Below are 21675 nucleotides of genomic sequence, written 5' to 3'. Positions count from 1 at the left end.
ACCGATATTTAACTGACGAGTTATTTTTGTTTTTAAGCCCTAATTTGTTTTATTCTGACTCACGGCAACTGTAGTGGCAATGTCGAAAACTGTTAACTCTTAACTGTTGACAGTAATTTTTTTGGCTCCGACGGTAGCGGTTGCTACCCCCAACAGCAGCACCGCAGCACCTACGAGTACCGCCGGCGCCGGCATTTCCCCAAACAGCAAATAACCCAACCAACTCGCCGCCACCGGTTCAAACAGGATAGCAAGAGTTACCAGAGTTGGGGAAATCTGCATTACAGCCCAGTTCAAAATGGTGTGGCCGACTAACTGAGGCACAGCGGCCGTTAACAAAATATAAAAATATACAATGTGGGGGTAATTAGTATAAGTAGTGCCGAAGGCGAAGGGGAGAGGGAGCAGGACGATCGCAGCCACAGTATAGGCGATCGCGATATAGCCGCCAATTCCCAGCCCCCGCCGCTGAGCTTCCCGGCCCAGCAGCAAATACAAGCTAACAGCCCAGGAACCAGCCAGAGCAAGGAAATCGCCTAGCAGTTGGCTGCTGCCAGCATTAGCTGCGCCCGCACTTCCCAGAGCGATCGCCATTCCCCCAATCAGGGCTATAGTAATGCCAGCGATCGACAGTTTGCTGAGTTTTTCCCCGAACCAGAAGCGCGACAAAAGCGCTACCCAGACAGGATTAGTGGTGACGAGAGCAGTCGAGGCGGCGATCGAAGTATAAGAAAGTGAGGTTATCCAGAGGGCAAAGTGCAGGGCGAGACACAAACCCGCAGTAGCAGCATAGCGCCGAGCTCCCGGTTGCAGGGCGTTCCACTGAATTTTCCGCCAAGCCGGAAGCAGAATTAAAGCAGATAAAGTCAGACGAGAGGCCGCGAGCACCAGACTGAAACCCAAACCGCCCGCCCCTGCTGAAAAGTTAGCCAGCCGAATTAAGATGGAGGAAGTTGAGACGGCTAAAACGCCGATAATTAACACTAGGGCGATCGACCAATTCGGCGTTTGTTTCGGAAGATTCATTTTTTAGACATTGGGCATTGGCCAAACAGGGCATTGGGCATTGGCCAAACAGGGCATTGGCCAAACAGGGCATTGGGCATTGGGAAAATTTATATAGCAATTTTTACATAATGCTGAACACTTTCTGAAGACTTTCTCTTCCCTTCTCTTCCCTTCTCTTCCTTCGCGTCTTCGTGGTTCGTTAAAAAAAAACCGATCGCCCTTCTTAAAAAATTCCCATATCCAAGAAATATTAATGTATAGTAGGGGCAGGGCGGGTTTATGAAATTGTATATTACGGGCAATTATTGTTTGCGAACCCGCCCTACAAAATTCAACATCAAACAAGTCCGAATCATCTCGTTTCCGGTTGCATCGGTATTATTCAAACAGTTAACAGTCAACCGTCAACAGTCAACAGTCAACACTCATTCCGGTTCAGCCGGAATTGATATTACAATTTATAACTATCTATGGCTCCGACAGTTTTGATTACAGGCGCTTCTCAAGGAAGCGGCAAAGCAACAGCAATTTTATTTGCAAGTAAAGGTTACGATGTAGTTATGGTAGCTCGCCAGCCAGAGAGATTGGCAGCAGCAGCGGCCCAAGTGCAGCGAGAAGGCACTTCCGCTGTAGCTATTCCGGGGGATGTGGGCGACATTCAACAAGTGCGGGCGATCGTCCAAAAAGCCCTAGATGCCTGCGGCCACATCGATGTTTTAGTTAACAATGCTGGCATTTGTCTCACGGGGGCGATCGAGCACACTACCTCCGAAGACTGGCAGCAATTAATGAATACCAATTTTTGGGGCTGCGTTAACACAATTCAAGAAATGTTGCCACATTTTTTGGAACGAAAAACAGGGACAATAGTCAATGTTGGTTCCATTGGCGGCAAAATGCCTTTGCCTCAAATGACTGCTTATTGCGCCAGCAAATATGCAGTAACCGGTTTAACAGAAACTTTGCGATTGGAATTAGCGCCTCAAGGTATTCACGTTTGCGCCGTGCATCCGGGCCTGATTAACAGCGATTTTTTAGAAAGAGCTCAATTTCGCGATCGAGACGAACCCGCAGTCGAATCGCGCCGCCAGCAAATGAGCAAAATGCTGAAATCTGAGTGGGCAACTCAGCCCGAAGATATTGCTAAAGCTATCTGGGATGCTGTGAAAAATCAGCGTGCAGAAGTTACCGTCGGCCCTGCTTTTGTAGCGTCGGAAGCTTATCGTTTGTTCCCCGGTTTGATGCAGTGGGCAATGGAAAAGGGCAAGCTGTGAGACTTATTGGTAATTGCTAATTGGTAATTGCTAATTGGTAAGGTGCGCCATAAGCACCAGACAAATTATTAGTAACGCGCATCAGTCCTAGGGATCTGTTCACCTGAATATATACAACTAAAGAAAGAGACTGTGAAAGCCGCCCGAACACTATAATAATGGCAAACAAACCAGGACATACACCATGCAAATCAAAGCACTTGCAGTTACAAAAACAGGCGGATTGCTTGAAGAATACAAATTCGATGTCGCCCCTCCAAAAGTACATGAATGTATTATAAAAGTGTTAAGCTGCGGCATTTGTCACTCTGACTTGCACATGATTGACAATGACTGGGGTCAATCAAAATATCCCCTCGTTCCGGGCCACGAAGTTATCGGAGAAGTGGCAGAAATAGGGCCGCAAGTGACTCATTTAAAAGTGGGCGATCGCGTTGGTGTCGGCTGGCAACGGTCGTCTTGTTTGCAGTGCCGCGACTGCTTGCGCGGTAACGAAAATCTCTGCGATGAAAACCAGGGATTAATTGTTACAGGCCCGGGCGGTTTTGCCGATTATTTGATGGTAGATTCCCGCTTTGCTTTTCCTATTCCCAAAGGCATCGATTCCAACGTAGCGGGGCCGCTGTTGTGCGGCGGAATTACAGTTTACGCCGGTTTGCGAAATGCAGGGATGAGTTCCGGGCAAGAAATTGGCATTCTCGGCATCGGCGGTTTGGGACACATGGCGGTGCAATTTGCGAAAAAATTAGGAAACCGCGTTACAGTTTTTACTACTTCCCAAGATAAGGCAGAATTTGCACATAAAATGGGGGCGGACGAAGCTATTGTAGTAGGAAAAGGCGAAATTCCTCAAGCCCCCAGCAGCAAATTAGATATTTTGTTGAGCACTGTTCCTGCTTCTTTAGATTGGGTTCCGTACATTGATTTTCTCGATTCTAACGGTGCGCTTGCTTTTGTGGGAGTTCCCGACGAACCTTTGAGCATTCCGTTATTTTCGCTGCTGATGAAGCAACGCCGAATTGTGAGTTCTCTCATCGGCGGTCGCGCTATGATTAATGAAATGCTGGCAATTGCAGAGAAGTTTGAGATTGAGCCGATTGTCGAAGTTTTTGCGATCGCACAAGCGAATGAAGCAATTCAGAAAGTCCGGGACAATCAAGTGCGCTATCGCGCAGTTTTGACGGTGAGTTAGATAATGGGTAATGGGTAAGGTGCGCCTAGCGCACCCTACTAGAGATATATAAGCAACGAATTAAAGCAAAGAATTAGCATTAATAAAACGGCCGTTTAAATCGGCTGGGGTCACATTCAAAACAGTACCCAACAAAGCATTAGTAAAACCGAATCTAATATTAGTAGCTTCCACACGGCCGTTGCCATCGGGATCGAGACTTCGCTGGGAGATGCCGCCCTTGGCTAATAAGCTAGTTCCACCGGCTATACTTGCAGGATCGATCAGCAGCAGTCTCGGATCGTTCAAGCTATAACTTACCTCTTCCAAGGAGATATTGCTGCTGGTAAATGCCACACTAATTCCAATCGAATCGCTAGACTTATCAAAATCCACAATTACCGCGTCAGGAACTTCAATTCCAACTACTCGGATTCCCGCTTGATCGACTCTAAAAACAAATACATCGCTCCCCCCACCACCTTGGTAAATATCCACATCTCTGTCGCCAATTAAAGTATCATTACCGTCACCGCCCACTAACAAATCAACGCCTTGTCCTCCGCGCAACAAATCATTTCCCGCACCCCCATCTAGGAAATCGCTATTTCTATCTCCTGTCAAGAAATCGTCGCCAGTTTCTCCCAAAACATCGTCATCATCTTTGCCGGCGTAAATAGAATCATTGCCGACACCGCCTAACAGACTGTCTTTACCATCGTTGCCGAAAATCCGTTCTACATCTGACGAGCCCCTGACAGTATCATTGCCGCCCAGCATCCAAAGTCCCCCAGGAAAACTAGCAAGCTGTCCTGGTGCAAGTGTAATATTTTCAGGAGAATTGTCTCCTACCAAACGAGAGATGCCTGAATTATCTGGTGTGAGTACCATATTTGTAAACTTGATGCGATGTGAGCATGGATATTGTGCAATATTCTACAGCTTATTAGGGTGCGCCAGAACACAGTTACTTCCTCACTCGCGATCGAGCAATCGCTGGCGCACCCTACTAGATAGCTCGATCGCTCCATCTTGGCACAAGCCTGATGGAAATACCCTAGATTAAAATAAAAGTTAAAATTTGAGCCGATGCCAATTATCTTAGTTGAAGACTTGAGCAAAGTTTATCCGGTAGCGATTAAAGAACCGGGGCTTAAAGGAACAGTGCGACACTTTTTTAGTCGCACTTACCGCAATATCAAAGCAGTTGAGGGCGTTTCTTTCAGTATTGAACCGGGGGAAGTCGTGGGGTTTCTCGGTGCTAACGGTGCGGGCAAAACTACTACGCTGAAAATGCTGACGGGTTTGATTTATCCGTCTGCGGGTACGGTGAGTGTGTGCGATCGTACTCCTTTCCGTCGGGAAGCAGATTTTCTGCAAAAAATCACCTTAGTGATGGGGCAGAAACAGCAGTTAATTTGGGATTTACCTGTGCTTGACTCTCTCCGAATTAATGCCGCTGTCTACGGCATTCCCGATACAGATTATCGGCGGCGCGTCGGAGAATTGACCGAAATGCTGTCACTAGAAGGCAAGTTAAATCAGGCGGTGCGAAAGCTGTCTTTAGGCGAACGCATGAAAGCGGAATTGATGGCCGCACTAATGCACCAGCCAGAGGTATTATTTTTAGATGAACCGACTTTAGGTTTGGATATAAACGCACAGTTTAGCGTCAGGCAATTTCTGCGAGAATATAACGAGCGCTATCAAGCAACGGTGTTGTTGACGAGCCATTACATGGCTGACATTACTGCTTTGTGCAAGCGCGTTTTGTTAATCCATGAAGGGCAATTAGTTTATGATGGCAGTTTAGACGGATTGCTCGACAGGTTTGCACCTTATCGGGAAGTTCAGGTAAAATTAGCTAAGCCGCTGGCCAAAGATAGTGCTTTTGCTTACGGGGAGGTAGAATCTATTGAGGGACAATCGGTGCGTTTTTTGGTGAAAAGGGAAGAGCTGACGGTGAGCGTGGCGAAGATTTTGGCGGACTTGGACGTGATAGATTTGACTGTTACCGATCCGCCCATTGAAGAGGTTATTGGTAGAGTTTTTCGCACGGGAAAAGTTTAATGTTTTTGGCTGGCTTCATTCTCCATAACAGGCAATATGCCTGTTCCACTAGAGTTCCAATGTTGTGTGGAACGGGCATCTTGCCCGTTGCTAATACCGAAAAATTGAACAGGCAAGATGCCTGTTCCACTAAAGTTTCAATGTTGTGTGGAACGGGCATCTTGCCCGTTGCTAACACCGAAAAATTGAACAGGCAAGATGCCTGTTCCACTAAAGTTTCAATGTTTTGTGGAACGGGCATCTTGCCCGTTGCTAACACCGAAAAATTAAATCTACAATTGATATGACAAAATCCATCAAAATTGCTAAAACTTTGCTAGTTACCTACTACGCTTATATGCTCGAATATCGGGCAGAGTTGTTTTTGTGGGCGCTGTCGGGAGCTTTGCCGTTTATCTTGATGGGCGTCTGGATGCAGGCGGCCGAAACTGGTCAATTTGGGCTGAATTCGATCGACTTTGCCCGTTATTTTTTAGCGGCTTTCATTGTCAGGCAAACAAATGTAGTTTGGGTGATTTGGGATTTTGAAAAGCAAGTAGTGAAAGGCGAGCTATCTAATAGATTGTTGCAGCCTCTCGATCCCGTATGGCATCACTTTGCATCTCACGTTTCCGAAAGGTTTGCGAGGCTGCCGTTTATATGCGGATTAGTGCTGCTGTTTTTTGCACTTTACCCGCAGGCTTTTTGGCTGCCGAGTTTGGGCAGGTTTTTGCTGTTTTTGTTGGTTATCGTCTTGGCTTTTTGCTTGCGGTTCTTGATACAGTATACCTTTGCGCTGTTTGCTTTTTGGCTGGAAAGGGCAAGTGCGATCGAACAATTCTGGCTTTTAATTTACCTATTTTTATCGGGACTTATCGCGCCGCTACAAGTGTTTCCCGCACCCGTGCGCGAAGTAGTTTTGTGGACGCCGTTTCCTTATTTGATTCATTTTCCCGCTTCAATCTTGATAGGATTACCCGTAGATGTAGGCCGTGGTTTGTTGGTAATGTTGGGTTGGAGTGCGGTGTTTTTTGTGTGGAATCGCTGGCTTTGGCGGCAGGGTTTGAAGCAGTATTCGGGCATGGGAGCTTAAATAATAATTAAAAATTAGAAAACTGTAAGCTGCGTCACAGTAAAAATGTTAATTGTTTTGTCAAAAAGACGTGACGCACCCTACTTAACTGTCGAGTAATATCATGTCTGATCGATTGACCATAATATCCCGGCCGGGCGGGTTTTTGAGATTGTCAATTATTGGCAGATATTGTTGGTGAACCCGCCCCTACCTGATTTCGGGTAATCGACCTGACATGATATAAATCTAAAATCTAAAATCTAAAATCTAAAATCTAAAATCGACTGACGCACCTACTTAAGTCGATCGCAGACATCATGCAAAAATGCAATCGGGAGTATTCGACAATTGCATAAATCTCCATTTTTTGTATATATAAGTACAAAAGTTTACAATAAAGTCTTATATTAATTAACCCAACGACTGATAAACGGGATAAAAGAGATTCTAATGACAGCCAAAAAAAACCTCATTGTAATCGGCAATGGCATGGTAGGTCACAAGTTCCTGGAGTTAATGGTGAGCTCGGATGCTACCAAACACTGGAATTTAATTACTTTTTGTGAAGAACCGCGCGTTGCTTACGATCGCGTAAACCTCAGCGGATTTTTCTCTGGCAAAACAGCGGGAGATTTATCTTTAGTTGCACCGGGATTTTATCAACAAAACGGCATCCAGATTCACATTGGCGACAAAGCAGTCGCCATCAACCGGGAAAAAAAAATAGTTTCTTCAGCCAACGGTTTAGAAGTTCCCTACGACAAAATTGTTCTCGCGACCGGTTCCTATCCATTTGTGCCATCAATTAAAGGCAAAGACGCTACAGGAACTTTTGTTTACCGGACAATTGACGACCTGGAAGCGATGTCATATTACGCTAAAAATTGCAAAATTGGCGTAGTAATTGGCGGCGGTTTGTTAGGTCTAGAGTGTGCTAATGCTCTGCAAAATATGGGTCTAAAAACTCACGTGGTTGAGTTTGCATCGCGGCTGATGCCCGTGCAAGTTGACGAAATTGGCGGGGCAATTCTCCGTAGCAAAATAGAAGAGTTGGGGGTTTCGGTTCACACCAGCAAATCTACAACAGAAATTGTTAGCGAAGATGGCAAAGTTACTAAAATGCTGTTTGCTGACGGTTCGGAATTGGCAACAGATATGATAGTGTTTTCTGCTGGCATTCGCCCCCGCGACGAAATTGCCAGAAGTTGCGGTATAGAAGTAGGAGAACGCGGTGGCATTTTGATTAATGATAGCTGCCAAACCTCCGATCCTGACATTTATGCGATCGGAGAATGCGCCCTTTATCAAAATCGCATCTACGGCTTAGTTGCGCCTGGGTATACAATGGCAAGCGTAGCAGCAGATATTTTGAGCAGTGTAGCGGATGACGGGCAAGATGCCCGTCCCACAAGCACTTTTACAGGTGCAGATATGTCCACTAAACTCAAATTATTGGGGGTGGATGTTGCTAGTTTTGGAGAGCCTTTTCCCAAGTCGGGCGATGCTAAAGAAATTGTTGTTGCTGACACCTTCCAAGGCATTTACAAAAAATTAGTTTTAAATCAAGACGGCAGCCGGATTTTAGGCGGAATTCTCGTAGGAGATGCTTCGGCTTACGGCACTTTGCTGCAATTCATGCAAAATGAAATTGCTCTGCCGCCGCATCCCGAAGATTTGTTGATGCCACCGCGAGAAGGGGGAAGATCGGCCGGTTTCGGAGTAGACAGTTTGCCGGATTCGGCTCAAATTTGTTCTTGCAATAATGTTACCAAAGGGCAGATTTGTGCAGCGATTCGCGATCATAATTTAACCGATGTTGCCAGCGTCAAGAAATGCACTCAAGCTGGGACGGGTTGCGGTGGCTGCGTGCCTTTAGTGACAGATATCTTCAAGTCGGAGATGAAGAAAGCTGGGTTTGCAGTCAAAAATAATCTCTGCGAACATTTTGAATATTCTCGTCAAGAATTGTACCATTTAGTGCGTTCTCAAGAGATTAAAACCTTTGAGGAGTTGATTCAAAGACACGGCAAAGGTAAGGGCTGCGAAATTTGCAAGCCAGCTGTTAGTTCGATGTTGGCTTCTACTTGGAATGACCATATTTTAGAGAAGTCTCACGTCGGTTTGCAAGACACGAACGATTACTTTTTGGCAAACATTCAGCGCGACGGTACTTATTCGGTGGTGCCCCGAATACCGGGGGGAGAAATTACGCCGGATAAGTTGATTGTTTTGGGTGAAGTTGCCAGGGATTTTGGGCTTTATACTAAGATTACTGGCGGGCAACGGATTGATTTGTTTGGAGCTCGTGTGGATCAATTGCCGCATATTTGGCGTCGGTTGATTGATGCGGGATTTGAGTCGGGACACGCTTACGGTAAGGCTCTGCGTACTGTAAAATCTTGTGTGGGTAGCACTTGGTGCCGCTTTGGGGTGCAGGATTCTACGAGTTTGGCGATCGAAGTTGAATTGCGGTATCGTGGTTTGCGATCGCCCCACAAGCTCAAATCTGCTGTCTCTGGTTGCACTCGCGAATGCGCCGAAGCTCAAAGCAAGGATTTTGGGATAATTGCGACAGAGAATGGTTGGAATTTGTACGTGTGTGGCAATGGCGGTATTAAGCCACAACACGCGGTTTTGCTGGCGACGGATATCGATAAGGAAACGCTGATTAAGTATATCGATCGATTCTTGGTTTTCTACATCCGCACGGCCGACAGATTGGAACGCACTGCTACTTGGTTGAACAAACTTGAGGGCGGGATTGAATACTTGAAACAGGTAATAATTGAGGATTCTCTGGGCATTTGTGCTGAATTAGAAGCGCAAATGGAACATTTAGTGAATACTTATCAATGTGAGTGGAAAACGACGATTGAAGATCCACAAAAGGTGCAGCGGTTCCAGCATTTTGTGAATTCCGATTTGCCAGATCCGAGTATTGTTCGTGTTGCGGAACGGGGACAAACGCGGCCGGCTAACGAACATGAAAAGGCTCTGGCTGGAGTTTCGGAATAATCGATCCCCCCTTAGCTTGCCCCCTACTCAACCCCTACTCCCCTTAATAAGGGGGGGACAAGAGTATTAATCTCGTTCCCAGGCTCTGCCTGGGAATGAATTCCGGGAGGCTCTGCCTCCTTCGGCGAGGCGAGGCAGAGCCTCGAAACCTACGTTCCCAGCCGGAGACTGGGAACGAGATTGAAGTAAAATAACAGGAAAAGAAAATGGTTCAATCATTACAAGTTTCAGATACTGTGACTACTTGGGTAGATGTGTGTTCTCTGGATGCGATCGCCCCTTATACTGGAGTTTGCGCTTTAGTTAAAGGCGAACAAGTGGCGATTTTCCGAGTGGGAAACGGGGATGAAGTTTATGCGCTTAGCAATTACGACCCGTTTAGTAAAGCTTTTGTTTTGTCGCGGGGAATTGTGGGCGATCGCAACGGCACTCTCAAAGTTGCTTCTCCCATTTACAAGCAAAACTTTAGTCTCACTACCGGGCAATGTCTGGATGATGAAACGGTAAAGATTCCTACTTTTGCGGTTCGGGTTGTAGCCGATCGCGTCCAAGTAGCTGTTAGTTAGATTCAGCGGCTTAATTGTTCGATCGCCATCCGCCACCACCTAACATTCCTGTGGGTGCTGGCGGATTTTGCATTGGGGCCCTCCCGACTCAGTATTTTTCGTATAAAATAGAGTCGATTGGCTCCATACTCCACGCTCGCTCAAAAAAATCTCAACTAATATCGGAGCTGATGCGAGGATTGTCAATGCAAACAAACTTCAGGGGCAGGGTATCAGTATGTTGTTAAAAAAACTTGTTTCCGAAAATAATCCCCAGACTGTAGCAGAGTTAATCCATGCCCAACTCAAAATCGGTCAACTGACTTGGGGCGAACTCAACATACAAGTTTTCGGCCAGCACTGGCGGGACGAATCTTTGCACGAAGTTCTCAGAGAAATTGCAGCTAAGCTCGACAAAGAAACAGCGAGCCAAATTATAGAATATCTCACTGATCAGAACGGTCAACAAGAAAAATTTATTAATTTGTTTTTAGCAGCGCAATGCTTGTTAAAAGTTAAAAATGATGTTAATAAAAAAACCGAAAAAAAACTGTTAAACGCTTTAAAAAAGTTATCGCAATACGGTACGGGTTTCCTGATTCTTTATCAAAGCGCTCAAGAATTGCAGGAAACTTATCAAATTCGTAATCGATCGATCGTCGCGATCGCCCAAACTTGGAAAAACGACCCGCAAACCCTGCCCTGGCTGAAAATACTCGCTCACTCCACCGACTGTGGCGAAGTCCGATCCACAGCAGTCGAAGCAATAGCCCGTGGTTGGCCAGACCAGCCAGAAATTTACCTGATGCTCAAAAAACTCGCCAAATCCGATCCAAGCTGGGCAGTGCGATCGACCTGTGTGCGAGAAATGGCTTGTGGTTGGCCAGACACGAGCGATACCTGGCCGCTGCTGACTGCCCTGGCTCAGTCAGATCAAAGTCCCGCAGTTCGCACCGCAGCACTGGAACAGTTGGCCTCTAATTGGCCCGATCGCACAGATACCTTGCTGCTGCTGAGAAAGGCCGCCGAATCCGACGAAAATTTGGGAGTGCGAGTCTGTGCGTGGCAAGAAATAGCCAGAGGTTGGCACAGCCTTTTAGGCACGGCCTCCCTGCTCAAAAACCTTGCCCAGACAGGAAGTTCTATCCTGCGAACCGTAGCGGTGCGGGAGTTGGCAGCGGGCTGGCCTGCTGCAGCCGACGTTTGCCTGCTGCTGAAAAGCCTAGCCGAATCTGACAGCAGCAAAGAAGTGCGGACAGCAGCTTTAGAAGAATTGGCCTCGCACTGGCCCGACGAACCAGACATTTACCCGCTGCTGAAGACTAAAGCCGAGTCCGACGCGAGTTCGAGCGTCCGGCGCTCAGCAGTGCAAGCAATTGCCTCTGGCTGGCGCGGGAACCCCGAAACTCTGACTTTTTTGAAAAATATAGCATTGGGCGATCGCGACGCCGACCTGCGCGAAATAGCCCTACAACAGATAGCCGCAGGTTGGCCCGACCACCCAGAAACCCTGCCCCTGCTGCAAAAAATAGCTGATTCCGAGGATTACTGGACTGTGCGGCAAGTAGTAGTGGAGGCTGTCGCCGCAGTGGCGTCAGGAAGTCTCGAAGTCTTTGGCTGGTTGCAAAATCTCGCCGCGTCAGACAGACACCTCAACGTCCGAGAAACTGCGGTGGAAGAGATCGCAAAACGCTGGTCTCACCGGGGCGAGACGCTGCCTTTCCTCAAAAGCCGGGTAGAGTTGGAGCATGATTCTCACCTGCTGAGCGTGCTAGTGCGATCGATCGTGCGGGGGTGGCCCGACCACCCGGAAACCTTGCCTTGGCTGAAAATTGAGCTCGATTCTGGGGAAGCGCTGGTGCGGCAAGCGGTGGTGCTTGAACTAGCTTACAACTGGCCAGACAATCCTGAAACTTGGATGCTGCTGGAGGCTAAAGCAGAGGGCGATGAGAGTCCCGCTGTCAGGCAAATCGCTTTGCAAAAGTTAGCCCGGGCACGGACAAATCAGTCTCAAACTTTCGAGTGGCTCAAAAGTAGATCTCAAAAGGATGAAGATTCGCAGGTGCGGGCGATCGCCCTGGTAGAGTTAATGCGGGGATGGAAAGACGAGCCGGGAATGTTTGAGTTTTTGCGTGATCGAGCTTTGAGCGATCCTGACAATCAAAACGGTTCTTTTCCTTACAATCCCAGATTTACAGCGCTCGAAGCGATTATCGAACATTATCCCGAAAATCCGGGAGTTGTGCCGTTGTTGCGATCGCTTGCAGTTTCCGACGCAGAAGAGCAAGTGCGTGCCTTAGCGGGTCGCCGACTACGCAGCCAAGACTGGTAAACAGAAACAATCTTTTAGACATAGGAGTAAAAATTGGCGATATCAGCCCGTTTTTTGGTAGCTACGGCGGGTATTCTGTAATAAAGCTCTACAAGCCGTCATCGTGTTCACCTTCATCGTAGTACCTTAAAAATTTCATTTTTTTATTAACATACTTGTAATGAATCCTGGTTGAGGATGGTCGTTGGGTAATCCTAAAACGAGACTCTTTTTTATTCGTCAGCCACTCATCTTGTAAATTTGAGTCTTTAGCTGCTTCTTGCTTAGTTAATGTTAGTCTTTTTGCAGTCCGCTCAATAATAGACGTTCTGTGATTTTGAACTTTAATGATATCCTTTAAGAAAGATTTTGAAAATTCGTATTCATAGATCGGTTGTTTATCCAGCTTCTTAAATGCAATCTCTAAAGCTGTATTAAATTTTCCCTCCTCATCAATATTACTAGGCCAGTAACTTTCTGTTAAGTCAATCTGGTCAAGCCATTCAATTGGTTTAGCAATCACCACAGGATTAACTTGAAAAGAATGGCAGTCACAAAGAAAGGTAAATTCTTCCCTTATCCTATTAACGCCCAAACACAAGTACACATTTTCTTCTCGCTCTATAACTATGTGCATTAACTCCAAAAAAGCACACAAAGCTAAACCTTCAAAGCAGCTACACTTCAAAACTGGCTGCATTAGACATGAAGATAAATTTTCCTGGCTTTGTATAAATTGTCTGGCGGTATTAAAAGCTTTATATATAATAGGAACAATTTGTAACTTCCAATCTCTATCTTGACGCCAAGGTGGCAATTGAGGATGATCCCAAAGTAATCCCTCGAGGTCATCTGTCCAATATACCCTTGTAATCTGATAGTTATTAATATTTTCCAAATTATCTAACAAATGCTTTAAAAAAGTATCTCTTTTTTCAGAATCTTGCCAATCTGATTCAGATATAAAAAGAATTTCAGGCTCGAAGACAGCTTTCATTGCTTCTCCTGTTCATTCTTACTAGCACTGCTTCTGGCAAGTTGTCTTTTTTTTAGGCCGGCCTTTAAAATCTTTTCTTGCTCCAATGCCGTTTGATCAAAAAAGTCTACAGGCCAATTAGTAACTCCAAAATTTTCATCAATGCAAACTTCTTCGTAGACAGATCCCGAATCGGTTGCACTAATAAAATAGATTCCAATTAAATCTTTTAACGTACCTGTGTCATCTTCAACAATTCTTCTCACTAACCTATTGATAATGTGATCGCTGTGAGTTTCAACCATGACTTTCTTCCCAGAAAGAGCTAGTGCAATAAAATAATCAGATAATTGCATTTGAAGATTGGGGTGTAGATGGATTTCTGGTTGCTCAAGTAAGAGCGTATGCCGTTGTGGCATCCTTAATCCTTCTAAAAGGATCGGAAAAATTTGACTTACTCCAAAACCTACATCAGCGATGCTAACACGAGTTTTGGATGCAGAGTTTGAGTTAAGGTTTAGATAAACAATTTCATTACTAAGCTCAGACTTGAATCCTTTTATATTCATCAAATCTAGCCATTCTTCGACAGCATTAGATAAGGTCATTTCCTTTTTTTGCTTAAAAGAATTACTTTTAGTATCATAAAAATAATGATTGGAAATAGTTTGATCTTTGTCTGTTGAATAAATATATGCAGCATTTTCACCTTCTACACCAATTTCTGTCTTTTCTTGTTCGTTTATGTATCTTCTAGAAGGTCCTTTTTTTAATGGACCTATATAGCTATAGGATGAAAAAAGTCTTTTAAATAAATTATTTATCCTGTCAAATGAAAATGCAATATCTGATAAACCTGTTAGGCTTGTAGAGTCAGTTTCACTCACTGAGAATGATAAAAATGAAAATAAATTTGTAAATTCAACTTTTGCAGTCAGTCTTCCGTCTTGACTACTTTCCTCATCTCGTCTGATTCTATTTTTTATATTCTGCCAGCTAACTGTATATAAATCCTTATCGACAACAAGTTGTATATCAATAGAAGAACCTGGAATTTTTTGTTTATCTGAGTCTATTGTCTCAATCCTAAATTGGAGCTGCTCAACAGTAATTCGTTTTATATGATTTTTACTTTTAATTCTGTTTTTAATTTTAAGTTTAGGCGTTTTCACCACAAGTTTGATATAAATCAAAATATCTTCAGTCTGGAGTAATCCTATTTTTGGTGCGAAATCTATAAGCAACCTTCTTAGTTGAATAGTATTTATATAGTTAGGTGATTCTTCGTTTTCGTTATGCAGTTTAAAAGTAAATTCAAATACTAGGCGATTGTCCAAGTTTTTCTCGAAAATTATGTTTTCAAATGAGCCTAAATTTACGAACCTTCCATTTAGTAAAAGAATTTGGTTGGGATCTTGGCTTTCCAGAGTTTGTTTGAGCAGAAGTATGCTTTGGAGGATGGAGCTTTTGCCACAGCTATTGGTTCCACATAAAATTGTGATTGGTTTAACATTCAAGTCCTGTAAATTTTTAAACCCTTTGAAGTTCTCTAAAGAAATGTTTTCTAACATTTTTTTTAATTTTAATTTTTTTTGCTGTTCAGTCTAGTATATCCTATACATTAAGACATCTCCAACAATTCTTGTGGGACAGGCATCCAGCCCTCCCTAGAGCGGCTTTTCACTCCTATGTCTATTCATTCCCACAAAAGGCCGATCGCATACCGCACCGCTTCCCCCATTACCGAACATCGATCGCAATCCGAAGCCGTTTTCTCCCACGCCAGCAAATGTTCCCGAAAAACTTGGTATTGCTTGCCCCGCTGCACGAGGCTTGCAGTTTCCGACGCAGAAGAGCAAGTGCGGGCTTTAGCGGGCCGCCGGCTTCAAGTTTTAACAATTAACTGTTAATAATCGATCAAAAGGGTGATGGCATACCGCACCGCTTCCCCCATCATCGAACCACGAACGCGATCGGATGCCGTTTTCTGCCACGTGAGCAACTGTTCCCGAAAAACCGGGTCTTGCTTGGCCCGCTGCACGATCGCCTGACTGATGACTTTCTTTTGAATCTGCTCTGTCGGGATACCTTGCTGCTTCAAATAATCCAACAGCCGCTGCACGCTTTCGGAGAATTTATCCGGCGTCTGAGACATCAAAATAAACGAAATTTGGCGCACCATTCGCTGGTAGATTTCCTGTCTTCTGAGCAACGCTTCCTTGTTACTCGGCTCCGCATTGTTACTAGGAACAGCCAAGTCGAGCAAACTCAAAATTTCAGCGCCCTTGGCTAAAACCTTTTCCAACATATCTGGATAAAGCTCCAAAATGCGATCGCCCAAAATCTTGCCGTTCACCAAACGGTTCGCGCTCAGCCGCAGTAAATTTTGTTCTCCGGCAGACTCAAAAAATTGAACGTTGAATTTGAGTTCGTGGCTTTCCAACTCCACGCGACGCAGCGTAAAAACCAAAGCCTCCCAATTAGGAGATTCATCAAAAAACACCTTCACAGTAGAACTGTCCTCTTGATGCTGCCGCCCCAATTCCCCCGACTCAAAATCGCGATCGACCGGAAAGCGATTTGCCGCAACTTTCGCAGTATAATCAAACCCAGTAAAAACATAGCTGCATTCAACTCTCGACAGATCGACATCTTGAACTTGCCAATTTTGAATACAGCAACCCGTAAGCTGCGCCCCCTCCAAATTCGTCCGAATCAAACGGCACTCAATCAAACAAGCTTCTCTTAAATCCGCCTCACCCAAAATCGCATCCATCAAATAAGCGCCACTCAAATCAGCTTTCCGCAAATCAGCACTTCGCAAATTAGCTTCGCTCAAATCAGCTCGCAGCAAATACACTCCTTGCAAGTTAGCTCGCAGCAAAAGCGCCTTCTTAAAACTCGCTTTCAATAAATAAGAACCCGCCAGATTAGCTCGACTCAAATCAGCGTTATCCAGCACCGCCTCAGTCAAATCCGCCCCCGCCAGCACAGCTCGGTGCAAGTCAGCGCCCGTCAGATTTGTCGATCGCATTTGAGCGCCATTCAAGTCAGCTTCAATCAAATTTACACCGCTCAAAATTGCCGATCGCAAATTCGCTTCCACCAAATGCGTTTCCCGCAAATTAGCGCCCGTTAAATTAGCACCAACAAGACTGGCGCGGTTGAGATTCGCCTCCATCAATTCCGCCGCCATCAACTTCGCGCCGTCGAGTTTAGCCCCGGCAAAATTAATTTGGTCAGATTTAACTTTTTGAAGATTAGCACCCCCCAAATCCGCTTCCGGGAACGCAGCCCAATTGAGTTCTGCTGCTTCCAAACAAGCAAGGCGCAAATCCGCTTTAGCAAGATTTGCCCCGCTCAAATTTGCCCCGCTCAGATTCGCCCCAGCCAGCCCCGCACTGCGGAGATCCGCGCGCCGCAAACAAGCCCCTATCAACTTGGCATTGCTCAAAAAAGACCAGCTCAAATTAGCACCGGTCAAGTTAGCACCAGTGAGGTCTATTTCTCGCAGGTTAACACCGCTTAAACTAGCGCCACTGAGGTCAATGTGACCAAAGTTGCGCTCTCCCTGTTGATAGCGCTGTAAAAATTCTTGTGTTTGCATTCCGCAGATTGGGGGGCTGGCAATTTAGCTGTTTTAGGACGCGCGGGTCAATCGATTTTAGATTTTAGATTTTAGATTTTAGATTAAAGCATTGACCCCACAGATAAATACGTTCGGCAAGTTTCATCGGATACAGGTTTTTTATTTCCCAGGTCCTGAGTCTCCGAAGGAATGAATCCGGGGGCTTGTATCCTGGATGCGAGGGGGTCAATAACTTGAACTGTAAGGTACGCGCGGAACACGAGCGGGCTAAGCACGGGAACACTACTCCTATTACTTACTGCAAGAACTCATGTCCTCCGGGTGATCCGTGCGTACTTTACCCCTATAGATGGCAGTTCAAAGGATTTGTTGCCTAAGTTCTATTTCTACTACCAGTTTTACAGACTTTTGTAATTTCAAGTGGGAGCATCTCATATTTGTAAAAATACTTCTTCTGGCTCATTCCTTCTTGTGGCTCCTTCCTTCTTCTTCTTTCCTTCTGCCTCTTTCCTTCTGCCTCCTGCCTCCTGCCTCCTGCCTCAAAACTCCAATTTCTAGCGGAGGGCTGCAAAGGTGAGATGCTCCCTTTCAAGTAGCCGAGTTCCTATCTGATACGCTGCCCAGCCGGAGAGTGTTTTTACCTAAAGCGCTGCAATTCTTGCTGCAAGTGTTTTCCCCATTTAGTCGCTAGAGGAATTTCTGTAAAAGGAACCTGCACCGCAGCAGCATCTTTCAACAAAAATTCGAGGGCGATTGGACTTCCCGAATTCGGCGGTGACTCTAAATCAACTGCCTGAGAGTTGACTAACAACCGCAGCGACTGCACATCTTTTAAAGAAAAAGTTTGCAAATTCACAGGCCCGCTGCGAGTAGGTTTTCCCCAAGTTAAACTGTCTTCTTGCTGACCGAGTACAGCATAAATATCGTACTTGGCTTTAGCGAATTGTTCGGCCCAGACGCGATACGCTTCCAGCTTTTGATACTCGTTCCATCCAGCCCAAGCTAGCCCAATAAAAATTGCCAGCAGCGGCAGCCACATTAAACCTCTTTCCATGCAATACCCTTGTTGAAAATACTCGCTTGTTCTGTTTCTCATCTTCTCTAATGATACAATTAATTGAAGTCCTAAAACTTGCTCTGCAATTTCAACTAGAAATTAGAGCAATTTTTGATCTAGCAACAGCCACCGCCGAAAACTACCAAACGCCCGCGTGCGAGAGCCCCACAAGTCGCAGCAAGGAAAACTGGCGCTGGCGGTGAAAAGTGGGTTATTGTGGTGAACACGCCTTCCCTAAACGGACGATCGGCAATGAAAAAGTTTTTCCTTCTGTGCTTATTTTTAATCGGTCTCGGCTGGGCGATTTCTAATTTCCCAGGACTTGCTACTCAAGGCACTTACGACTCGATTGTGCTGGATTTCCGCGAAGATGTCGGTAATGCCACGATCGCCAAGCAAGTAAAGGCGATCGCCCAACAGTACCAAGTCGCACCGCAACTCAACAGCGAATTCTCAGCGGGGGACAATGTATATGTAGTTAAGGGCGATCGCACTTTGCTAAACGCCCTGAGAAAATCAAATTTGGCTAAAGATACCGAATACATTGAACCGAACTTTGTCTACAGCGCTTTCGAGATTCCCAACGACCCCATGTATACCAAGCAGTGGAATCTCCGCAGCATCAACGTAGAATCTGCCTGGAACGAAACCAAAGGCAGCGGCACAACAGTAGCGATAATTGACACGGGTATTACTCCAGTCGCTGACTTAAAAGAAACCAAATTTGTACCGGGCTACGACTTTGTAAACGATCGCGCCCAAGCCTACGATGACAACGGCCACGGTACTCACGTCGCAGGTACTGTCGCCCAATCAACTAACAACAATTACGGCGTTGCGGGCATCGCCTACGAAGCAGCTTTAATGCCGCTAAAAGTGTTAAGCGGCAGCGGTGGTGGCACGGTTTCCGACATCGCCGAAGCAATTAAATTTGCTGCTGACAACGGCGCTGATGTGATTAACATGAGTCTTGGCGGTGGCGGTGAAAGTCAGTTAATGGAAGAGGCGATCGACTACGCCCACTCTAAAGGCGTTGTCATCATCGCAGCCGCCGGCAACTCCGGCGACAGTTCCGCTTCCTATCCCGCCCGCTATCCCCACGTCATCGGCGTTTCCGCCCTCGGCCCCGACGAGGAAAAAGCCTCTTACTCCAATTTCGGCGCAGGGGTTGACATTGCAGCCCCCGGCGGTTCTGAAATGGGCAAAATCCTGCAAAGTACGATCGACCCGGAAACTGGCGCTGAAGTCTTTGAAGGCTACCAAGGCACTAGCATGGCTTCTCCCCACGTTGCTGCCGTTGCAGCCCTTGTCAAGGCTTCCGGCATCACAGAACCAGACGAAATTCGCAGCGTACTCTTGCAATCCTCGCGAACTGTCACTGAAGATCCGTTAAACCATTTTGGTTCAGGACACCTAGACGCAGCCGCAGCAGTTCAGCTAGCCCAACGCGGACAAATCAACTTCCGCGATTTCTTCCGCTGGCTGCGCGATAACGGGTATCTCAACCCCCGCTTTTGGATTGACGGCGGTGCAGTCGCCCTGTTGCCTAAAATTGCAATGGTGCTCGGTTCTTACCTGCTGGCTTTCTTTTTGCGGAATTATTTTCCGTTCCAGTGGACTTGGGGCTTTTCCGGCGGCTTGATGGCTGGTAGTTCTGGATTCTTTTTCCTGCGGAACTTGTTTGTATTTGACTTGCCGCAGTGGCCGCTGCGGGTGATGGGCAGTTCTATTCCCGAACTCGGCGGCGCAATTAATGGCAGCAGTATGCTGAATCCCTTTTTTGCTAGCGTTTTGGTTCCTGGGATTTTGATTGCTTTGCTGTTGGGACATCAACAGTGGAAGTGGATCGCGATCGCAATTTCGATCGGTTTTGCCAGCAGTTTAGCGGTGAATGCTTTTGTGTCTCCCGCAGTCTGGGGATTGGGCACAGGTTTGGTAGCACAAACATTCTTGATTGTCAATGCTTTTCTGTGTTTCGGACTGGCACGTTTAGCAATTAAAACAGAGGTGCGATCGGCATGAGTATTACTGTCAAAGGTGAAATTGAACGCAAAGGATTAGGCCCGGGCACTTGGGCTTTGGTGGGCGAAGATGGCGAAACTTACGAACTTAAGGATGCTTCTTCTGACTTGAAAAAAGCTGGTTTGAAAGTAAGTGTCAAAGGTGAAGTCCGCAAGGATGTGATGACTTTTGCTATGATCGGCCCGGTTCTTGAGGTGCAGTCTTTTGAGGTGTTGTAGGTCGATCGACTAATCCAGCTTTCGAGCAAAAAAAACCCCGGCCTTAATTGGCTGGGGTTTATTAATCAGGGTGCATCTACTAATTTAATCTCCCGCCTCACACCACCTCTTTCAGGACACTTTGGCAGAATTTGCGAGAATTTGTGGTTTGGGGTGCGATCGCCAAAAAAAACCCGGCCAAAATTGGTCGGGAGTTAATTAATCAGGGTGCATCTACTAATTTAGTCTCCGGTTCGAGGTGCACCTGTTCGGGACAGTTTGGGTAAATTTGGGGAAATTCGTGGTTTGGGGTGCGATAGATCAAAAAAAAAAACCCGCCTTAAGAAGGTCGCGAGTTAATTAATCAGGGTGCATCTACTAATCTAGTTCTCGTTTTTACAGCGATCATTTATAAAACAGTTTAAAATATACTCAATGAGTTTATTTTGATGAATTGATACCTGATTGTTTTTTTAAATTTATGCGAGTTATCAGCAAAAGAACCCTGAGAGACTTTTGGGACAAACACCCCAATGCAGAACCCAATTTATTACAATGGTATCAGCGAACGTCCGAGGCAGCATGGAAAAACCTAGCCGAAGTCCGCCAAGTTTTTCTCTGGGCCGATATCGTAGGAAATTTTACAATTTTCAATATCAGTGGCAACAACTACCGACTCATTACCTTTATCGATTATGAATATCAGCTAATTTTCATCCGTCGCGTACTAACTCATGCCGAATATAACAAGGAGAATTGGAAAAATGACAGTTGGTTTAAAAACTCCTAGCAACTACTATATGGAACTCATTACCACCTTTCCACCGCGTCCAATCACTAATGATGATGAATTAATCGCCACGCAAACTCGCATTAATGAAATTCTCGATCGAGCAAGTATCACCTCGGACGATCGGGATTATTTAAAAGTGTTGGGTACACTGGTGTATGACTATGAAGAAGAACACGAAGTTTGGCCTACATTGAAAGGAATTGGCCTGGTGAAAACATTAATACATGAAGATAACGTTTCGCCAGAAAAATTGTTAGAAATCTTTGAGAGTGAAGAGATTTTCAACGAAGTTATGATGAGCAAGAGAGAACTAACTGTCGGTCAATTAAAAAAACTCGGAGAGTTATTTCACATCTCGCCATCTGCTTTTGTGGACTAAAACTTTTCTCCAGCCTCACAGCACCTTTTTCAGGACAAATCTGATTTTTAACCGCGATACACGCAGATTAACACTGACAGGCGTTGATTTAGTGCTGATTTGTGGTATAGAGTGCGATCACAAAAAAAAAACCCAAACCAAAATTGGTCGGGAGTTAATTAATCAGGGTGCATCTACTAATTTAGTCTCCGGTTCGAGGTGCACCTGTTCGGGA

Annotated in this window: 20 protein-coding genes; 13 read left to right on the top strand and 7 right to left on the bottom strand. The window is 45.7% G+C overall.

The features are described from left to right. Nucleotides 1-99: 99 nt before the first annotated feature. Complete coding sequence (locus tag QT990_RS22300) at nt 100-1026, bottom strand: DMT family transporter (protein WP_333142892.1); 927 nt, start codon at nt 1024-1026, stop codon at nt 100-102. A 261-nt stretch (nt 1027-1287) separates the two neighbouring features. Between QT990_RS22300 and QT990_RS22295 the strand changes: the two genes are divergently transcribed. From QT990_RS22295 to QT990_RS22285, 3 genes are all read left to right on the top strand, one after another. Continuing rightward, nucleotides 1288-1497: a hypothetical protein gene (locus QT990_RS22295; RefSeq protein ID WP_333142891.1), complete on the top strand. Its 210-nt coding sequence runs from the start codon at nt 1288-1290 to the stop codon at nt 1495-1497. After that, a complete protein-coding gene (locus QT990_RS22290; protein WP_333142890.1) occupies nt 1479-2282 on the top strand; it encodes an SDR family oxidoreductase in 804 nt (267 codons plus the stop codon). The genes QT990_RS22295 and QT990_RS22290 overlap by 19 nt, the downstream gene beginning before the upstream one ends. 184 nt (nt 2283-2466) lie before the next feature. Next, nucleotides 2467-3474, top strand: a complete 1008-nt coding sequence (locus QT990_RS22285) for an NAD(P)-dependent alcohol dehydrogenase (protein WP_333142889.1) — start codon at nt 2467-2469, stop codon at nt 3472-3474. Between the two features lie 60 nt (nt 3475-3534). On the opposite strand, the gene QT990_RS22280 is transcribed toward QT990_RS22285, so the two are convergent. Continuing rightward, a complete protein-coding gene (locus QT990_RS22280; protein ID WP_333142888.1) occupies nt 3535-4344 on the bottom strand; it encodes a calcium-binding protein in 810 nt (269 codons plus the stop codon). Between the two features lie 198 nt (nt 4345-4542). Between QT990_RS22280 and QT990_RS22275 the strand changes: the two genes are divergently transcribed. Next, nucleotides 4543-5523: an ATP-binding cassette domain-containing protein gene (locus QT990_RS22275; protein WP_333142887.1), complete on the top strand. Its 981-nt coding sequence runs from the start codon at nt 4543-4545 to the stop codon at nt 5521-5523. Here the strand turns inward: QT990_RS22275 and QT990_RS22270 are convergent. After that, nucleotides 5489-5764, bottom strand: coding sequence for a hypothetical protein (locus tag QT990_RS22270; RefSeq protein ID WP_333465756.1), 276 nt, complete (start codon nt 5762-5764; stop codon nt 5489-5491). The genes QT990_RS22275 and QT990_RS22270 overlap by 35 nt on opposite strands. A gap of 42 nt (nt 5765-5806) precedes the next feature. On the opposite strand from QT990_RS22270, the gene QT990_RS22265 reads away from it, so the two are divergent. The 4 genes from QT990_RS22265 to QT990_RS22250 all read left to right on the top strand — a co-directional run bounded on the left by QT990_RS22265 (nt 5807) and on the right by QT990_RS22250 (nt 12469). Beyond that, nucleotides 5807-6595: an ABC-2 family transporter protein gene (locus tag QT990_RS22265; RefSeq protein ID WP_333142885.1), complete on the top strand. Its 789-nt coding sequence runs from the start codon at nt 5807-5809 to the stop codon at nt 6593-6595. Nucleotides 6596-7027: 432 nt separating this feature from the next. After that, nucleotides 7028-9592, top strand: coding sequence for a nitrite reductase large subunit NirB (gene nirB, locus QT990_RS22260; protein WP_333465755.1), 2565 nt, complete (start codon nt 7028-7030; stop codon nt 9590-9592). A gap of 206 nt (nt 9593-9798) precedes the next feature. After that, nucleotides 9799-10158, top strand: coding sequence for a nitrite reductase small subunit NirD (gene nirD / locus QT990_RS22255; RefSeq protein ID WP_333057424.1), 360 nt, complete (start codon nt 9799-9801; stop codon nt 10156-10158). A 217-nt stretch (nt 10159-10375) separates the two neighbouring features. Beyond that, the gene (locus tag QT990_RS22250; protein ID WP_333465754.1) at nt 10376-12469 is read left to right on the top strand and encodes a HEAT repeat domain-containing protein; all 2094 of its coding nucleotides are present in this window, start codon (nt 10376-10378) and stop codon (nt 12467-12469) included. Between the two features lie 88 nt (nt 12470-12557). Here the strand turns inward: QT990_RS22250 and QT990_RS22245 are convergent, their stop codons facing one another. Both QT990_RS22245 and QT990_RS22240 read right to left on the bottom strand, forming a co-directional pair. Beyond that, nucleotides 12558-13445, bottom strand: a complete 888-nt coding sequence (locus tag QT990_RS22245; RefSeq protein WP_333142882.1) for a hypothetical protein — start codon at nt 13443-13445, stop codon at nt 12558-12560. Continuing rightward, a complete protein-coding gene (locus QT990_RS22240) occupies nt 13442-14995 on the bottom strand; it encodes a DUF3696 domain-containing protein (RefSeq protein ID WP_333142881.1) in 1554 nt (517 codons plus the stop codon). Before QT990_RS22240 ends, QT990_RS22245 begins: the two co-directional genes overlap by 4 nt. Before the next feature lie 117 nt (nt 14996-15112). On the opposite strand from QT990_RS22240, the gene QT990_RS22235 reads away from it, so the two are divergent. Next, nucleotides 15113-15334 carry a hypothetical protein gene (locus QT990_RS22235; RefSeq protein WP_333142880.1) on the top strand — a complete coding sequence of 74 codons (222 nt, stop codon included), beginning with the start codon at nt 15113-15115 and terminating at the stop codon, nt 15332-15334. On the opposite strand, the gene QT990_RS22230 is transcribed toward QT990_RS22235, so the two are convergent. Continuing rightward, entirely contained in the window at nt 15331-17031 is a 1701-nt protein-coding gene (locus tag QT990_RS22230; RefSeq protein WP_333142879.1) for a pentapeptide repeat-containing protein, read from the bottom strand. The two genes, QT990_RS22235 and QT990_RS22230, sit on opposite strands and share 4 nt — an antisense overlap. Before the next feature lie 619 nt (nt 17032-17650). Further along, the gene (locus tag QT990_RS22225; RefSeq protein ID WP_333035636.1) at nt 17651-18067 is read right to left on the bottom strand and encodes a hypothetical protein; all 417 of its coding nucleotides are present in this window, start codon (nt 18065-18067) and stop codon (nt 17651-17653) included. A gap of 255 nt (nt 18068-18322) precedes the next feature. Between QT990_RS22225 and QT990_RS22220 the strand changes: the two genes are divergently transcribed. From QT990_RS22220 to QT990_RS22205, 4 genes are all read left to right on the top strand, one after another. Further along, complete coding sequence (locus tag QT990_RS22220) at nt 18323-20092, top strand: S8 family peptidase (RefSeq protein WP_333465762.1); 1770 nt, start codon at nt 18323-18325, stop codon at nt 20090-20092. Then, the gene (locus tag QT990_RS22215) at nt 20089-20310 is read left to right on the top strand and encodes a hypothetical protein (RefSeq protein WP_333142875.1); all 222 of its coding nucleotides are present in this window, start codon (nt 20089-20091) and stop codon (nt 20308-20310) included. Before QT990_RS22220 ends, QT990_RS22215 begins: the two co-directional genes overlap by 4 nt. A 460-nt stretch (nt 20311-20770) precedes the next feature. Next, nucleotides 20771-21079, top strand: a complete 309-nt coding sequence (locus QT990_RS22210) for a type II toxin-antitoxin system HigB family toxin (protein WP_333142874.1) — start codon at nt 20771-20773, stop codon at nt 21077-21079. Continuing rightward, entirely contained in the window at nt 21054-21461 is a 408-nt protein-coding gene (locus QT990_RS22205; RefSeq protein WP_333142873.1) for a transcriptional regulator, read from the top strand. Before QT990_RS22210 ends, QT990_RS22205 begins: the two co-directional genes overlap by 26 nt. Nucleotides 21462-21675: the final 214 nt, after the last annotated feature.

Origin of the sequence: Microcoleus sp. T3_B1, assembly GCF_036700445.1 — a bacterium.
GTDB lineage: Bacteria > Cyanobacteriota > Cyanobacteriia > Cyanobacteriales > Microcoleaceae > Microcoleus.
Note: the sequence above shows the minus strand (reverse complement) of the source record. Positions and strands in the feature narration are given on the sequence as shown.

What these genes read in the sequence shown, in the direction of transcription:
- QT990_RS22300 (WP_333142892.1), bottom strand. Translation starts at nt 1,026, where the DNA reads ATGAATCTTCCGAAACAAACGCCGAATTGGTCGATCGCCCTAGTGTTA.
- QT990_RS22295 (WP_333142891.1), top strand. Translation starts at nt 1,288, where the DNA reads ATGAAATTGTATATTACGGGCAATTATTGTTTGCGAACCCGCCCTACA.
- QT990_RS22290 (WP_333142890.1), top strand. Translation starts at nt 1,479, where the DNA reads ATGGCTCCGACAGTTTTGATTACAGGCGCTTCTCAAGGAAGCGGCAAA.
- QT990_RS22285 (WP_333142889.1), top strand. Translation starts at nt 2,467, where the DNA reads ATGCAAATCAAAGCACTTGCAGTTACAAAAACAGGCGGATTGCTTGAA.
- QT990_RS22280 (WP_333142888.1), bottom strand. Translation starts at nt 4,344, where the DNA reads ATGGTACTCACACCAGATAATTCAGGCATCTCTCGTTTGGTAGGAGAC.
- QT990_RS22275 (WP_333142887.1), top strand. Translation starts at nt 4,543, where the DNA reads ATGCCAATTATCTTAGTTGAAGACTTGAGCAAAGTTTATCCGGTAGCG.
- QT990_RS22270 (WP_333465756.1), bottom strand. Translation starts at nt 5,764, where the DNA reads ATGCCCGTTCCACAAAACATTGAAACTTTAGTGGAACAGGCATCTTGC.
- QT990_RS22265 (WP_333142885.1), top strand. Translation starts at nt 5,807, where the DNA reads ATGACAAAATCCATCAAAATTGCTAAAACTTTGCTAGTTACCTACTAC.
- nirB (WP_333465755.1), top strand. Translation starts at nt 7,028, where the DNA reads ATGACAGCCAAAAAAAACCTCATTGTAATCGGCAATGGCATGGTAGGT.
- nirD (WP_333057424.1), top strand. Translation starts at nt 9,799, where the DNA reads ATGGTTCAATCATTACAAGTTTCAGATACTGTGACTACTTGGGTAGAT.
- QT990_RS22250 (WP_333465754.1), top strand. Translation starts at nt 10,376, where the DNA reads ATGTTGTTAAAAAAACTTGTTTCCGAAAATAATCCCCAGACTGTAGCA.
- QT990_RS22245 (WP_333142882.1), bottom strand. Translation starts at nt 13,445, where the DNA reads ATGAAAGCTGTCTTCGAGCCTGAAATTCTTTTTATATCTGAATCAGAT.
- QT990_RS22240 (WP_333142881.1), bottom strand. Translation starts at nt 14,995, where the DNA reads ATGTTAGAAAACATTTCTTTAGAGAACTTCAAAGGGTTTAAAAATTTA.
- QT990_RS22235 (WP_333142880.1), top strand. Translation starts at nt 15,113, where the DNA reads ATGTCTATTCATTCCCACAAAAGGCCGATCGCATACCGCACCGCTTCC.
- QT990_RS22230 (WP_333142879.1), bottom strand. Translation starts at nt 17,031, where the DNA reads ATGCAAACACAAGAATTTTTACAGCGCTATCAACAGGGAGAGCGCAAC.
- QT990_RS22225 (WP_333035636.1), bottom strand. Translation starts at nt 18,067, where the DNA reads ATGGAAAGAGGTTTAATGTGGCTGCCGCTGCTGGCAATTTTTATTGGG.
- QT990_RS22220 (WP_333465762.1), top strand. Translation starts at nt 18,323, where the DNA reads ATGAAAAAGTTTTTCCTTCTGTGCTTATTTTTAATCGGTCTCGGCTGG.
- QT990_RS22215 (WP_333142875.1), top strand. Translation starts at nt 20,089, where the DNA reads ATGAGTATTACTGTCAAAGGTGAAATTGAACGCAAAGGATTAGGCCCG.
- QT990_RS22210 (WP_333142874.1), top strand. Translation starts at nt 20,771, where the DNA reads ATGCGAGTTATCAGCAAAAGAACCCTGAGAGACTTTTGGGACAAACAC.
- QT990_RS22205 (WP_333142873.1), top strand. Translation starts at nt 21,054, where the DNA reads ATGACAGTTGGTTTAAAAACTCCTAGCAACTACTATATGGAACTCATT.